Genomic DNA, 14,454 nt, shown 5'->3' with positions numbered 1-14,454 from the left:
CCGCCGATGGCGGCTGATGGGCGACTTCACCACGGGCAGTGCCTCGCCTCGCCGCCCGCGGTGTAGACACGGCTGCTCAACCCGGCAGGGGCCTCACCGCCGACGCCCACGCTTCTTCCAGTGGTGCCTCTCGTCCTACGAACTCCCCAGCCGCGATCTCCGCCGCCCACGGCAAGAGCGTCACCTCGAACTCAGCCCGAGCCCGGTGGATCAGCGGAAACGGCATGACCTCCGTGGTGCAGAGGACACGCAGCGAACCGGTGCCGTCGTCCAAGGTCAGAACTTCCACACCAGGTGAGTACTTGCCCGCTCGCACGCGGGCATGCACCGTTCCCGCGGCGATCCGCCCCTCCTCACGCCAGGCGCGGAGCTGGGCGATGGTGACGTCGGCCCCTCGGATGGCCCGCGCGTCAGGGTCGATGCCCTGAGAGATCAACCACTGGTCCGGCCAGTACTCCCCGGAAGCGTCAACCCGTCTCTTGCGCCCCTGCAGGACTTCCTCGTCCGCCTGATCCAGTGCGGCGTCAGCCCGCTCGACCCATGCCTTCTGGTCGATGTCGCAGGTCGGTTGCCCGTCCCACCCCCTGATCCTGCGATCGACCCGGTCCTGCTCGTACGCCTCGGCGAGCTGCTCGACGTAGTCGATCAGGCTGAGGTGGGTGAGGCGGTACTCCGGGTCGCTGAAGCCCCACGTCCACAGGGCCCCGTTCGTCGAGCCCGGCTGGGCGTCGTCGACCAGCTCGATGAACCACATCACGTGGCTCTCGTACCCGATCTCCCACAGCGCCCGGGGTGGGAACCCGGGCTCGGTACGGGGACCGGTGGAGTACCTCTCACCGTCGAACAGGCTGAGCAGATCTTCAGGGTCCACCAGAGGAGGCGAGGGGACGGGGTCGAGTGAGGACGGGCGTACGAGCCGCCAGAAGTCCACGAGTTGCTGAGGCAGACGCAGGGGCGCGATCCGTGCCTGCAACTCTTCAAGGACGGGGTCGAGAGACCCCGAGGGTGGAACTGGGACCGCGTGGCCCCCCGTGCGGGCTGCGGCTCGCAAGCGGTCGACCGCGTCAGCCATCGTCGATGTCTCGTGGACTTCTCCAGAGGCGCCCGCTTCCAGCTGCCGTGAGAAACCAGGCGGCAGGGGTTCATGATCGTTGGAGGACACCCGGGCATCGTCCCCCTCGCCTACGACACGTGGAGCAGGCGGCGGCGCGGGCGTTGGTCACCTAGTCACGGCGTAGTCCGGGCGCGGTCGTGACGCCCGGCGCGACGTCACGCTCATCCCCGCACTCAGTGCATGATCACGGTGGGTCGGGGACGTCGTGCTCACGATGACGTTGTGACGTCGACCGTGTTCACCCCCCGACGGTCCTCAGCTCTCGCGCTGTGCAGCCTCCGTGCACACCTCGGCCGGCATCCGGATCGTCCGGAGCTCAGTGAGAGATCAGGGCGAGTCGGAGACGTCGCGCTCATCCCGATGACCGCTGTCGCGGTCCTGTCGAGGGGCGGATCGCCTTGACTTCGGCCGAGCCTGGGAGGCATCGGAGATGGGCGCGCGGGAAGGCAGCCCCGTCGCGTTCCAGGTCACGGGCGCTACCGGCGGCGCGCACCTCTCAACGCCGTCAAGAGCCCACCAGCTCCTACGGCCGCGAGGACGGCGAAGACCCACAGGAGGATCGCCGACGTCCGATCCCGCCTCAGCAGAGCCGATACCGCGAAGCCGATCGTTGCCACCAGGAAGATGGCTGCCGCGCGTCGCAGGTGACGTCCAGCACCCGACATCGTCGCTCCGTCCAGTCGACGGCGAGCCCGTGGACGAGCTGGTCCAGTTCCGTCGACCCACCGTGCTCACTGCTGCAGAAGCGTAAGTCGGATGCGTGGAGGCGCGCGGTCATCCTGCGGTGCGCGCGGCTGAGGATCGAACGGTGTGGGATCGAACGGCGTGGGATCGGCGGTGCCGTCGGAGTACCCACCACGAGCTCCCGTACAGCAGGGCGACAAGAGCCAGGCTCGCGATGGGCTACCACCATCTGCCCGTCTCGGCAGTGACAGCTGTCGCCCCTGATGCACAGGACACCCGCCACCCGGTCGTAGCGACGGCCACGCGGCCGCTCCGTCCCGGGTCCGGAGCGGCGTGCTGCCCGCAGGGCACGGATCCACGGCGACGCGTGCGACCACCAGCCCCGGGTCTCAGATCCGGGGACCACGGTGGAGACAGACCCCTACGCTGTCGTACAGGTTGATCACAGGCGGTGAAGGAGGCGGGCAGTGGGTCCCTGGTCGCTCTTCGTCGCGCAGATCCTGCTGTACTCCGTGTTCCCCTTCGCCTTCGCGCTCTTCCGCAAGCCCCTGCGCCTCCTGCTGTCGTACACCTACATCGCCGTGGTGCTCGTCTTCGGGGGCTTCATGGGCTCGATCTACGCCCTCCCGCTCGCCGACGGCCTGGTCGTGTCAGCCGGCAGCGTCCTGTACGGGGCACTGGTGCTCGCCAGTCTGCTCGCCGTCGTCACCGCCCGCGACAGCCACGTGGTGCGCAACATCATCAAGATCGTGATCGCGGTCAACGTCATCAAGGTCGGGGTCCTCTCGGTCACCGCGGCCGCGCTGCGCGACACCGCCGTGGTCAACCGCTTCGGCACCTCACCCCGCGTCTTCGACGTGTCCCTGCTCGTCGTGGCTCTCGGTGGCGTCCTCATCGTCACCGAGCTGGTCCTGCTGCTCATGACGTTCGAGGCCCTCAAGACGCGCGTGCGCAGCGGTCTCGCGCTGGCCCTCGCGTGCGTCGTCTTCTACATCGCGGTGCTGTGCCTCGACGGTGTCCTGTTCCCGCTGCTGGCAGCGCCGACCTCACCCGACCTCTCACCGGCGATCAGCGCGGGCCTGACGTCCAAGCTCGTGATCTCCGCGGCGTTCAGCGGGCCGCTCCTGCTCTACCTGCTCGTCTTCCGGCGCGACCTGGCCGCCTACCGCGAGGTTCCGCTGCGGCTGCAGGAGCTGTTCCTCGCGCCGCGGACCGACCTGGTGGAAGAGCTCGAGAGGCAGAGCCAGGTCATCGCTCAGAGCGCCGAGCGCTACCGCCAGCTCGTCGAGTCCACCGCCGACGCGGTGACGTCCTTGACCGTCGACGGCGTGATCACCGGTTGGAACCGGGCCGCGGCAGAGCTGCACGGCTACCCCGCCGAGGGCGCCACGGGCCGCCGGATCACCGAGCTCGTGCCGTCGGACCGCGCCGAGGAGGTCCTGGGCACCATCACCGCCGTCGCCCGCGACGGGGTCGTGCTGTCGCTGGAGTCGACGGCGGCACGACCGGACGGGTCCACCGTCGACGTCGCCTGGACCGTCTCACCCGTGCTCGACCCCCGGGGGCGGGTGGTCGCCGTGTCGACGATCGGTCGCGACGTCAGCGAGCGACGCCGGTTCCAGCAGAGGCTCGAGCACCAGGCGCTGCACGACTCCCTGACGGGGCTGCCCAACCGGGCGCTGCTGCTGGAGCGCCTCCAGCGGCTCGAACGCACCCGGCAGGAGGGGCCGTCGCCCGACCACGCCGTCGCCGTGCTGTTCGTCGACCTCGACCGGTTCAAGATGGTGAACGACGCCTCGGGGCACCACTCCGGCGACGTGCTGCTCGTGCAGGTTGCGCAGCGGTTGTCGCAGGTGGTGCGCTCCGGTGACACCGTCGCCCGCTTCGGTAGCGACGAGTACGTGGTCCTGTGCACCGACACCGGCACCGACCAGGCGCTCGCGCTCGCCCGCGACGTGCTCGCCGTGCTGTCCGAGCCGTTCGAGGTCGTGGGTCGCCGGGCGTACGTGTCCGCCTCGGTGGGGGTGGTGGTGTCGGCGCCGGGCCTCAGCGGCGACCTCCTGCGGCAGGCCGACCTGGCGATGCACGAGGCCAAGGCGCGCGGCCGCGGGCGCGTGCAGCTCTTCGACGACAGCTTGGACGCCCACGCGCGGGGGCGGCTCGCGCTGGCGGCCGACCTCCAGGACGCCCTCACCGCCGGTGACCTCGCCCTGCACTACCAGCCCGTCGTCGACCTGCGCACCGGAGCGGTCAGGGGCGTCGAAGCCCTCATCCGCTGGACGCACCGCGAGCGCGGCGCGGTCCCGCCCAACGTCTTCATCCCCCTGGCCGAGGACACCGGCCTCATCACCGCGGTGGACCGGTGGGCGCTCGCGCGCGGCTGCCGGGACGGCGCACGTCTGCTGTCGGCGGGCGTCCTGCCCGCTGACGCCCACATCGCCGTCAACCTCTCGGCGCACGACATCGCCGACTCCGGGGTGGAGCAGACGATCGACGCGGCCATCCGCGCCGCCGGCCCCGCGATGACGCACCGCAACCTCATGGTGGAGGTCACCGAGACGGTCGTGATCCGCGATCTCGCGCACTCCGAGCGCGTCCTGAACGCCATCCGCGCGCTGGGGTCGGACATCGCCATCGACGACTTCGGGACCGGGCACTCGTCCCTGACCTACCTGCGTCTCCTCCCCGCTCAGCACGTGAAGATCGACCGCAGCTTCATCCGGGGCATCGCCGAGAACCCCGAGGACCTGGCCATCGTGACGTCCGTGGTGCAGCTCGCCCACGCCATCGGCCTGAAGACCATCGCCGAAGGGGCCGAGACCCTGGAGCAGTGCACCCTGCTGACGAGCCTGGGGTGCGATGCGGCGCAGGGCTACCTGTGGAGCCCGGCCCTGCCCGTCGACCAGCTCTGCGCTCTGGTGGCGGACCTCCCGGGCGGTCGCTTCGACACGACCGTCCCGCAGTGACGTCACCGTCCCGCTGAGGTGCCCGGTCGGGGCGTGGCGCACGGCCTGCCCCCGCTCGACGGCCAGGTCAGACGGCCGGGTCACCTGCCCCCTGCCGGTGCAGCGCTCCTGGGACCGCGTCCCCGGTGCCGCCCTGCTCGGCGACGCCGCCCACCCCCGGCGACGTCGAGCGGCGACCTCTTGAAAAGAGACCTTGCGAAAGATATCTTTCGACCGTGGTGACCCGAGATGACCAACCCGTCGTCAGCGACGAACGGGGACTGCCGCTGCGGCAGCTGCGCCGCCCCGAGCACCTCAAGGCCCTGGCCCACCCCCGCCGGATGCAGCTGCTCGACCTGCTGGTGGCCGAGGGCCCGCTGACCGCCAGCCAGTGCGCCGAACGGCTCGGCGACTCCGCCGCGTCGTGCTCCTACCACCTGCGTCAGCTGGCCCGCTTCGGGTTCGTCGTCGAGGCCGAGGGGGGTGCGGGCAGGAACCGGCCGTGGCGGTGGGCGCCCATCGGCAACCACATCAGCGCCGGCGGGTCGCCGGCCGAACGCGCCGCGGCCGAGGCCCTCGGCGCGGTGCTGGACGCCCGCAACCTCGAGCGCATCCGCGGCTGGTCCCAGCGCCGCGCGAACGACCCGTGGCGCGAGGCCGCCGACGCCTCGGACTGGACGCTGCGGCTCACCGAGCAGGAGCTGGCCGACCTCGTGCAGGCCATCACCGCGCTGATCGTCCCGCTGCAGAAGCGCACCTTCGACGGGGTCGTGCCGGACGGCTCGCGCCTCGTCGACGTCCTGACCTACCTGCTGCCGCGCCCCGACGCCCCCGCCGCCGATGCGTGACCTGCTGCGGCACCGCGACTTCCGGCTGCTGCTGGCCGCTCAGACCCTGTCGATGTTCGGGGACTGGACGCTGCTGCTGGTCCTGGGCATCTGGGCCAAGACCCTGACCGGCAGCGACGCCGTGGCCGGGCTGACGGTGTTCGCGATGGCCGCTCCCGGTGTCCTGGCCCCGGTGGCGGGGGTGCTGGTGGACCGGCTGCCCCGGCGCACGGTGCTGCTGGGGCTCAACCTGGCCAGCACCGTCGTCGTGTCCTCGCTGTGGCTGGTGCACGACCGCGGGCAGCTGTGGCTGCTGTTCGCCGTCGCGGCCTGGTACGGCATCGCGAGCGTCACCACCAACGCCGCCACGTCCGGGCTGGTCCAGGTGCTGCTGCCGGCGGAACTGCTCGGGGTGGCCAACGGGGCGCTGAACACGGTCCGGCAGGGACTGCGCCTGCTCGGCCCGCTCGTCGGCGCGGGACTGTTCGCCGCCGTCGGCGGGCGGTGGGTCGCCACCGTGGACGCCGCCGCCTTCGTGCTGGCCACCGCCGTCCTGGTGAGGGTGCGGTTCCGGGAACCCGCACCCCGTGCAGGACGACGCACGGGACGACGCGCGGGACGACGCGGGGGAGCAGTCGCCGCGCGGTGGCGGACCGAGGTGGCCGCCGGCCTGGTCCACCTGTGGCGGGTCGCGCCGCTGCGCCGGCTGGCCCGGTCCACGCTCGTCTTCTCCGCCTCCGTCGGGCTGGCCGAAGCCACCGTCTACGCCCTGGTCGGGGACGGGCTGCACCGGCCGCCGGAGTTCGTCGGCGTCCTGGTCAGCGTCCAGGGCGCGGGGGCGCTCGCGGGCGGGGTGAGCGTCAGCCTGCTCGTCGCCCGGGTGCGCGAGACCCCCCTGATCGGGTCGGGGATGGCGCTGGTCGCGCTCGGCGCCGCGCTGAGCGCCACCGCGGTCCTGCCGGTGGTGCTGGCCGGTTTCCTCGTCCTCGGAGCGGGGTTGCCGGTGCTGGCGGTGGCGGCGGCCACGTCCTTGCAGCGCCGGACCCCGAACGACGTGATGGGCCGGGTCGCGGCCGGGTACGAGATGGTCAGCTCCGTGCCCACCACGGCCTCGATCGCGGTGGGCGCCCTGCTGGTGGGTGTCCTGCCGTTCGCGGTGGTGCTGCTGCTGATGGCGGCCGGCTGCGCGACGGCGGCCCTGCTCGTCGTCGTCGGAGGTGAGCGCGGGGACGGTCCGGCGGTGCGAGGCGGCGCTCACCCGGCGACCGCGGACCCGTCGCGGGGACGGTGACCGGTACGCGGCCCCGGCCTACCCCTGCGCCACCCCCTGCGCCACCCCCTGACCCACGCTGCGCGTGAACCCCCGCCGCGACGCCTCGACGTGCTCGACCATCGCCCGCCCGGCGCTCGCCTCCTCGCCCGTCGCGATCGCGGCGACGATCCGGCGGTGCTCGGTCCACGCGCGGTGGCCCTGCTGGGGGACGGTCGTGGCGTAGGCCCACTGGATCTGCTCGCTGACCCGGCGCAGGACGAGGGTCATGCTGTGCGCTCCGGAGAGGCGGGCGACGGTTCCGTGGAACTGCGAGTTCAGCTCCGCCCCCAGCACGGCGTCGCCGGCGTCCAGGGCGGCGAAACCCGCGTCGACGATGCCGGTGAGCTCGGCGACGACCGCGGCCTCGCCCGCCGCCACGCGCCGCGCGCACCGGCTCGCGGTGATCTCCTCGACGACGCAGCGCACCGCGTACAGGTCGGCGAGGTCGTCGACGGGGACCTGCGCGACGCGGGCGCCGGCGTTGGGGCGCAGCTCGACGAACCCCTCACCGGCCAGCGCCCGCAGCGCCTCGCGCACCGGCACCCGGGAGGTGCCGTACCGCTGCACGAGCACCGTCTCGGTCAGCCGCGCCCCCGGCGGGAAGAACCCGCCGAGGACGTCGCGCCGCAACTGCGCGACGACGCGTTCGGCCGACGCCCCCACCGCGCCGGCCCCTCAGGCCGCGGCGCGGCCGGGGATGGCCGACAGCAGCTGGGCGGTGTACTCCTCGCGCGGGTGGTCGAACACGTCCCCGATCATGCCCTGTTCCACGACCCGGCCGGAGCGCATGACGAGGACCTGGTGGGCCAGGTGCCGGGCGACGGCGAGGTCGTGCGTGATGAACAGGTACGTCAGGCCCAGGTCCTCCTGCAGCCGCTCCAGCAGCCCGAGCACCTGCTGCTGCACGAGCACGTCGAGCGCGGACGTCGCCTCGTCCAGCACGACGACCTTCGGGTTCAGCGCCAGCGCCCGGGCGATCGCGACGCGCTGGCGCTGCCCGCCGGACAGTTCCGCCGGACGCCGCTGGGCCAGCGACCGGCTCAGCGACACCTGGTCGAGCAGTTCCCCGACGCGGGCCCGGCGGCTGCGGGCGTCACCGGCGCGGGCGATGCGCAGGGGTTCGTCGATGAGGCGTTCCAGGGTCTTGGTCGGGTCCAGCGAGCCGAACGGGTCCTGGAACACCGGCTGCACGTCGCGCCGGCCGCCGTCGACGACGACCGTCCCGCTCGTGGCGTCCTCGAGCCCGAGGACGAGCCGGGCCGTCGTCGTCTTGCCCGACCCGGACTCGCCCACGACGGCGGTCGTCGTCCCCGCGGGCACGCTGAACGACACCCCGTCGACGGCGCGCAGCCGCTCCCGCTGGCCCCGGACCCGGTACTCCTTCACGAGGTCCTGCACGACGAGGACGTCCTCGCGCGTCCGCTGGGGCAGTTCGCGCGGCGCGGTCCGCCCGGCCGTGGCGGGGGCGGCGGCGACGAGCGCCCGGGAGTACTCCGCCGCGGGCGCGCGCAGCACCCGCGCCGCCGGCCCGGTCTCGACGACCCGGCCCTCCGACATGACCACGACGTCGTCGCACCGGTCGGCGGCCAGGGCCAGGTCGTGGGTCACGAGCAGCAGCGACGCCCCGCGCGCGGCGGTGAGCCGGTCGAGGTGGTCGAGGATCTGCCGCTGCACCGTCACGTCGAGCGCCGAGGTGGGTTCGTCGGCGATGAGGAGTTCCGGCTCGGCGGCCAGCGCCATCGCGATGAGGACGCGCTGGCGCATCCCGCCGGAGAACTCGTGCGGGTACTGCCGGGCGCGGCGGCCGGCGTCGGGGATGCCGGCCTCCTCCAGCAGTTCCACGGCCCGGGCCCGCGCGGTGGACCCCTTCGCCAGCCCGTGCATCGCCAGCGTCTCCGCGACCTGCCGGCCCACGCGCGCCGAGGGGTTGAGGTTCGACATCGGGTCCTGCGGCACGAGCCCGATCCGCCGTCCGCGCAACCGTCGCAACCGGTTCTCGTCCCGGCCGACCAGGGCGGCGGTGATGTCGTCGCCGGCCACGACGACCCGGCCACCGGTGACGCGCCCGGCCCCCTGGAGCAGGCCCAGGACCGCGGCCGCCGTCGTCGACTTGCCCGACCCCGAGGCCCCCACGACGGCGACGCGGTGCCCGCGCCGGACCGTCACGTCGACGCCGTGCAGCACGGTCGTGGCGCCGTAGGCGACCTGCAGGCCCTCGACCCGCAGCAGGTCGGTGCCCTCCGCCGGGTTCGGGTCCACCGCGCTCACCGCCCCACCGCGTAGCCCTGGGCGCCGCGGGAGTTCGCGGCGGCGTGCAGCACACCCGTCCCGGGATCGCGCCCGGCGCAGGACAACCGGCCCAGCGACCAGTCGCCCGCGCGGGTCACGACGTGCCCGCGCTCCTCCAGCCCGGCGATGACGTCGTCCCCGATCCGGCCCTCGACGACGGCCCCGCCGGGCGTCCACGTCCGCGGCCAGAACGAGCCGGGCATCGACGTCGTGTGCAGGGCGGGCGCGTCGATCGCCTGCTGCGGTTCGTACCCGCCCACGAGCGTGCGCAGCAGGTAGAGCAGCTGCCACTGGTCCTGCTGGTCGCCGCCGGGGGTTCCCAGCGCCTCGACGGGTTCGCCGTCGCGCAGCAGCAGCGTCGGGGTCAGCGTCGTGCGGGGCCGTTCCCCCGGGCGCAGCGCGGACGGGGAGTCCTCGTCCAGCCAGGTCATCTGCAGGCGCGAGCCGAGGCAGAACCCGAGTTCGGGCACGGCGGGGGACGACTGCAGCCAGCCGCCGGACGGTGTGGCGGACACGACGTTGCCCCAGCGGTCGACGACGTCGACGTGGCAGGTGTCACCGCGCGTGGTGCCGGTGCTCTCCACGGTGGGTTCGCCGACGGTGGGTTCCCCGACGCCCACCGCGGAGGGCGCCTCGGTGCGCAGCGGCGGGACGTGCGGTGCCCGGCCGCCCACGGTGCCGGGGCGGAACTCGTGCGAGGCGCGGTCGGTGATGAGCGCGCGGCGGCCGGCGGCGTACTCCTCGGAGAGGAGTTCGCGCAGGACGTCGGGGTCGGCCCCCGAGCCGTACCAGGCGTCGCGGTCGGCCAGCGCGAGCTTGAGGGCCTCCAGGACGGTGTGCGCACCGCGCACGGTCGAGGGGTCGAGGTCGGCGTCGTCGAACCCGTCGAGGATCCGCAACGCCTGCAGCAGCACGGGTCCCTGGCCGAACGGGCCGGTCTTGGCGACCGTCGTCCCGCGGAACCCGATCGTCGTCGCCTCCTCGTACCCGGCGGAGAACGCGGCCCAGTCCGAGACCTCCAGGACGGCGGCGTGGTCGGTGCCGGAGGAGTGCCGGTGCGGGGTGCGCAGGAACTCCACGGCCTCGCGGGCGACGAAACCCTCGCGCCACTCGCGGCGGAACGCCTCGATCCGCTCGACGCGCGACCCGGCGTCCTTGCCCGCGTCGAGGAGGCGCTGCAGCGTCCGCGCCCAGGCCGGGTTCGTGATGACGTCCCCGTGCCGCGGGATGCGGTCCTGCGGCATCCACAGCGCCGCCGAACTCGGCCAGTGCTCGCGGAACAGGTCGGCCACCGACGCGATCGTCGTGCCGACCCGACCCACGACCGGGTGCCCGTCGCGGGCGTACCCGAGGGCGGGTTCGAGGACGTCGGCGAGTTCCCACGTGCCGTGGTCGCGCAGCAGCACCATCCACGCGTCGACGGCGCCGGGGACGGCCGCCGCGAGGCCGCCGGCGCCGGGGACGGTGTCGAGACCCTCGGCGCGGTAGTGCGCGATCGTCGCGGCCGCCGGTGCCGGGCCCTGGCCGTTGAGCACGACGGGCGTCGGGTCGGCCGCGGTGGCGAACACACCCGTCATGTCCCCGCCGGGCCCGTTGAGGTGGGGTTCGACGACGTGCAGGACGAACGCGGCGGCGACGGCGGCGTCGAAGGCGTTCCCGCCGCGTTCGAGCACCGACTGCCCCGTGGCCGAGGCGAGCCAGTGCGTGGAGGCCGTCATGCCGAACGTGCCCCGCAGCGTGGGGCGGGTGGTGTGGTCGGTCGGGGGCGTGAAGCTCACCGGTGGTCTCCGCTCGGGTCGAGGGCGTCGCGCAGCGCGTCGCCGAAGAGGTTGAAGGCCAGGCACACCAGGACGATCGCCAGGCCCGGGAACAGCGCCGCCGTCGGCGCCCGGAAGATGTACTGCTGCGCGTCGGACAGCATGATGCCCAGGCTCGGCGTGGGCGGCTGGATGCCGAGGCCGAGGAAGGACAGCAGCGCCTCGCCGATGACGACCGCCGGCACGATCACCGTGGCCTGCACCACGATCGAGGGCACCGCGTTGGGCAGCACGTGGGTGGCCAGGACCCGGACCCCGGAGGCGTCCATCGTCCGCGCGGCCAGCACGTACTCCGCGCCGCGCAACCGCAGGGTCTCGGCCCGCACGACGCGGATCACCTGCGGCACGTGCGCGACGCCCAGCGCGATCGCCGCGTTGCCCAGGCTCGCGCCGCGGACGGCGGCCAGCCCGACGGCCAGCACGAGGAACGGGAACGCCAGGACCACGTCGGTGACGCGGGACACCACGACGTCCAGCCCGCGCCAGTACCCCGCGGCCAGGCCCAGGGGCGTGCCGACGACGACGGACAGCGCGACGGCCAGCAGCGCCACCTGCAGGGAGGCGCGCAGGCCGAAGAGGATGCGGGACAGCACGTCGCGGCCGAGGTCGTCGGTCCCGAGCCAGAACCCCACGGTGCGCGGGACCTGGAACGGGGTCTCGAAGTGGACCTGCGTCGGCGGGTACGGCGCGAGGACGGGGGCCAGCGCGGCGGCGAGCACCACGAGCAGCACGAGCACCGTGCCGACGACGCCGGCGGGGTCGCGCAGCACGCGCCGCAGGACGACCCCGCGGCTGGACCCGAGGTCGACCTCGAGCCGGTCGGCGGCCTGGACGGTCTGGCTCACCGGGCACCTCCGGCGACGCGGATGCGGGGATCGAGGACGGTGTACAACAGGTCCACCACCAGGTTGATGACGACGTAGGCGAGCGTCACGACGAGCACGACGCCCTCGATGACGGGGTAGTCGCGGCTGAACACCGAGTCCAGCGTCAGCTTGCCGAACCCGGGCAGCCCGAAGATCCGCTCGGTGACGACGGCGCCGGAGATGAGCCCGCCGAGCTGCAGGCCCACGAGGGTCACGACGACGACGAGGGAGTTGCGCAGCGCGAACCGCAGGACGACGGCCGAGCGCGAGGCGCCCTTGGCGCGGGCCGTGCGGACGTAGTCGGCGGACAGGTTCTGCAGCATCGACGCGCGGGTCTGACGCATGACGACGGCGGCGATCCCGGCACCGAGGATGACCGCGGGCAGCGTCAGGTGGTGCAGCGCGCGCAGCGGGTCCTCACCGGGCGAGACGTACCCGGAGGCGGGGAACCAGCCGAGGCCGACGGCGAGGTACAGGATCGCCAGCAGCCCCAGCCAGAAGCTCGGGACCGACAACCCCAGCAGCGACAGGCCGTTGACCCCGGCCTCGGCCCAGGTGCCGCGGCGGACCGCCGCGACGACCCCCGTGGCCAGGCCGAACACGACGGCGAAGAGCATGGCGAACACGGACAGCCAGATCGTGACCGGCAGCGTGGCCCCGATGAGTTCGGTGACCGGGGTCCCCGTCCGCACCGAGGTCCCCAGGTCGCCCGTGAGGGCGTTCGTGAGGAACTTCCAGTACTGCACCCAGACCGGCTGGTCCAGGCCGAGGTCGGCGCGCACGGCGGCCAGCGCCTCGGGCGTCGCCTCCTCGCCGGCGACGGCGAGGGCGGGGTCACCGGGCAGGGCGCGCACCCCGGCGAAGACGACCATCGAGGCGAGCACGAGCGTCACGACGCTCTGGCCCAGCCGGGACAGCAGGAAACGTCCCATCACTCACTCTCCTGGAGGAAGGCGGCGCGTCCGAGGCGGACGACACCGTCGGCGAAGGTCTCGACCCCGGCGACGGCGTCCTCGCCGGAACTCACGTACCCGGTGATGCTGCGCACGCGGTAGAGGTAGACGATCGGGTTGTCCCGCTGCACGGTCGTGACGACCTGCCCGTAGAGGTCGGCGCGCGTGGCGGGGTCGGTGCTCTGCGCGGCCCGCTTGAGCAGCGCGTCCACCTCGGGGTTCGAGTAGCCGGAGTAGTTGTTCCCGGCCCCCGTGGTGAGGAAGGTCGAGGAGTTCCCGTGCGGGTCGACGCGCCCGGACCAGCCGAGCTGGACGGCCTCGAAGTCCCCGGAGGACTGCTGGTCGAGCAGCGTGGAGTACTCCACGGGTTCGATCTCCAGCTGGAACCCGGCCTCCAGGACGCTGGCCTGCAGCGCCTGCGAGAGCCGGAGCGTGTCCGCGGTGTTCGACGCCGACACCTTGATCCGGTACGGCAGTTCCACCCCGGCCTCGGTGAGCAGCTGCCTGGCGCGCGCCGGGTCGTGCGGCGGGCAGGCGTCGGAGGCCTGCGTGGCGTAGACGCTGTCGGGGGAGACGAACGAGCAGGCTGGTTCGTACCAGTCGTTGAACACCGAGTTCACCAGCGCCTGCCGGTCGACGGCGAGGGAGAACGCCTCGCGGATGCGGGGGTCGGTCGCCAGCGGGGTGTCGATGCGGCCCGGCGGTTTGCCGACCCCGTCGGTGTTGCCGAGGTTGAACGTGACCCCCTGGTACCCGAACGAGCCGGTCTGCAGCAGGCCGATGCCCTTCTCCCGCTGCAGCGCGTCGACGTCCTGCGGGGACAGGCTGTCGGCGACCTGGACGTCGCCGGAGCGCAGGTTCGCGGCCCGGATGGTGGCGTCCGTCATGATCCGGTAGGTGATGCGGTCGAGGTGGACCTCCTCGGCCGCGTAGTACTCCGGGTCCCGTTCGACGGTGATCGAGGTCTGCGGGACGCGCTCGACGAACTTGAACGGCCCGACGCAGGTCGGGTGGTCGCCGAAGTCCTTCCCGCGCTCGGCCAGCGCCGTCGGGGACATGACCATCCCGGCGCGGTCGGCGAGGGCGGCGGTGAGCGGGGCGAACGGGGTCTTGTAGCGGACCACGACGGTCGCCGGGTCGGCGGCCTCGACGCTGTCCACGGGCCCGAGCTCGCTCTTGCGGCTGCTCGTCTCCAGGGTGAGGTTGCGCTCCAGCGTCGTGACGACGGCCGCGGCGTCCAGCGGGGTGCCGTCGGCGAACCGGACGCCGGAGCGCACGGGGATCGTCACGGTGAGGCCGTCGGGGGAGGTCGTCGGCAGGGCCGCGGCGAGCTGCGGGACGAGGTTCCCCCCGGCGTCGATGTCGTAGAGCTTCTCGCAGATCGCGTTCATGACGTACCGCGTGTAGAGCGAGGACGACGTCGTGGGGTCGAGCCGGTCCGGTTCGGCCGACAGGGCCATGACGAGGTCGCCGCCGTCGCGGACGGGCCGGTCGCCGACGGCGACGCCGGTGACGTCCTCGCGCTCGGGGGCCTCGCCGACGGGCTGGACGGGCACGCAGGCCGCCAGGCCCAGGAGCGGTGCGAGCGCGGCGGCGGGCAGCAGGGGGCGGGCCAGGAGCCGGAGCAGTGCTGGTCGGGCGGTCATC

The 14,454-nt window shown here is 73.3% G+C and carries 10 protein-coding genes; 3 read left to right on the top strand and 7 right to left on the bottom strand.

Features of this window, described 5'->3' with window-relative positions:
* Positions 1-76: 76 nt before the first annotated feature.
* Positions 77-871 carry a hypothetical protein gene (locus CLV37_RS02970; protein WP_106206755.1) on the bottom strand — a complete coding sequence of 265 codons (795 nt, stop codon included), beginning with the start codon at positions 869-871 and terminating at the stop codon, positions 77-79.
* Between the two features lie 1,394 nt (positions 872-2,265).
* Between CLV37_RS02970 and CLV37_RS02965 the strand changes: the two genes are divergently transcribed.
* The 3 genes from CLV37_RS02965 to CLV37_RS02955 all read left to right on the top strand — a co-directional run bounded on the left by CLV37_RS02965 (position 2,266) and on the right by CLV37_RS02955 (position 6,861).
* Positions 2,266-4,764 carry a putative bifunctional diguanylate cyclase/phosphodiesterase gene (locus CLV37_RS02965; protein ID WP_106206752.1) on the top strand — a complete coding sequence of 833 codons (2,499 nt, stop codon included), beginning with the start codon at positions 2,266-2,268 and terminating at the stop codon, positions 4,762-4,764.
* A 215-nt stretch (positions 4,765-4,979) separates the two neighbouring features.
* Positions 4,980-5,591, top strand: coding sequence for a helix-turn-helix domain-containing protein (locus CLV37_RS02960; protein WP_106206750.1), 612 nt, complete (start codon positions 4,980-4,982; stop codon positions 5,589-5,591).
* Positions 5,584-6,861 (top strand): MFS transporter, encoded by a 1,278-nt coding sequence (locus CLV37_RS02955; RefSeq protein ID WP_106206748.1) that lies wholly within the window; start codon positions 5,584-5,586, stop codon positions 6,859-6,861. The genes CLV37_RS02960 and CLV37_RS02955 overlap by 8 nt, the downstream gene beginning before the upstream one ends.
* A gap of 18 nt (positions 6,862-6,879) precedes the next feature.
* Here the strand turns inward: CLV37_RS02955 and CLV37_RS02950 are convergent, their stop codons facing one another.
* Genes CLV37_RS02950 through CLV37_RS02925 form a run of 6 tightly spaced genes read right to left on the bottom strand, consistent with a single transcriptional unit; the run spans position 6,880 to position 14,453 of the window.
* Entirely contained in the window at positions 6,880-7,545 is a 666-nt protein-coding gene (locus CLV37_RS02950) for a GntR family transcriptional regulator (protein WP_106206746.1), read from the bottom strand.
* 12 nt (positions 7,546-7,557) lie between these two features.
* Complete coding sequence (locus CLV37_RS02945; RefSeq protein ID WP_106206744.1) at positions 7,558-9,150, bottom strand: dipeptide ABC transporter ATP-binding protein; 1,593 nt, start codon at positions 9,148-9,150, stop codon at positions 7,558-7,560.
* Complete coding sequence (locus tag CLV37_RS02940) at positions 9,147-10,949, bottom strand: gamma-glutamyltransferase family protein (protein ID WP_106206742.1); 1,803 nt, start codon at positions 10,947-10,949, stop codon at positions 9,147-9,149. Before CLV37_RS02940 ends, CLV37_RS02945 begins: the two co-directional genes overlap by 4 nt.
* A complete protein-coding gene (locus CLV37_RS02935; protein WP_106206740.1) occupies positions 10,946-11,833 on the bottom strand; it encodes an ABC transporter permease in 888 nt (295 codons plus the stop codon). The genes CLV37_RS02940 and CLV37_RS02935 overlap by 4 nt, the downstream gene beginning before the upstream one ends.
* Positions 11,830-12,786: an ABC transporter permease gene (locus tag CLV37_RS02930; RefSeq protein WP_106207423.1), complete on the bottom strand. Its 957-nt coding sequence runs from the start codon at positions 12,784-12,786 to the stop codon at positions 11,830-11,832. Before CLV37_RS02930 ends, CLV37_RS02935 begins: the two co-directional genes overlap by 4 nt.
* Positions 12,786-14,453 (bottom strand): ABC transporter substrate-binding protein, encoded by a 1,668-nt coding sequence (locus CLV37_RS02925; RefSeq protein WP_106206738.1) that lies wholly within the window; start codon positions 14,451-14,453, stop codon positions 12,786-12,788. The genes CLV37_RS02930 and CLV37_RS02925 overlap by 1 nt, the downstream gene beginning before the upstream one ends.
* Position 14,454 lies beyond the last annotated feature (1 nt).

It is taken from the genome of Kineococcus rhizosphaerae, assembly GCF_003002055.1.
Lineage (GTDB): Bacteria > Actinomycetota > Actinomycetes > Actinomycetales > Kineococcaceae > Kineococcus > Kineococcus rhizosphaerae.
The sequence above is the reverse complement of the archived record's forward strand: the minus strand, read 5'-3'. Positions and strand labels throughout refer to the sequence as shown.

Bases quoted from the DNA above. Each gene is read 5' to 3' on its own strand.
- CLV37_RS02955 (WP_106206748.1), top strand. From the start codon at position 5,584: ATGCGTGACCTGCTGCGGCACCGCGACTTCCGGCTGCTGCTGGCCGCT.
- CLV37_RS02930 (WP_106207423.1), bottom strand. From the start codon at position 12,786: ATGGGACGTTTCCTGCTGTCCCGGCTGGGCCAGAGCGTCGTGACGCTC.
- CLV37_RS02925 (WP_106206738.1), bottom strand. From the start codon at position 14,453: ATGACCGCCCGACCAGCACTGCTCCGGCTCCTGGCCCGCCCCCTGCTG.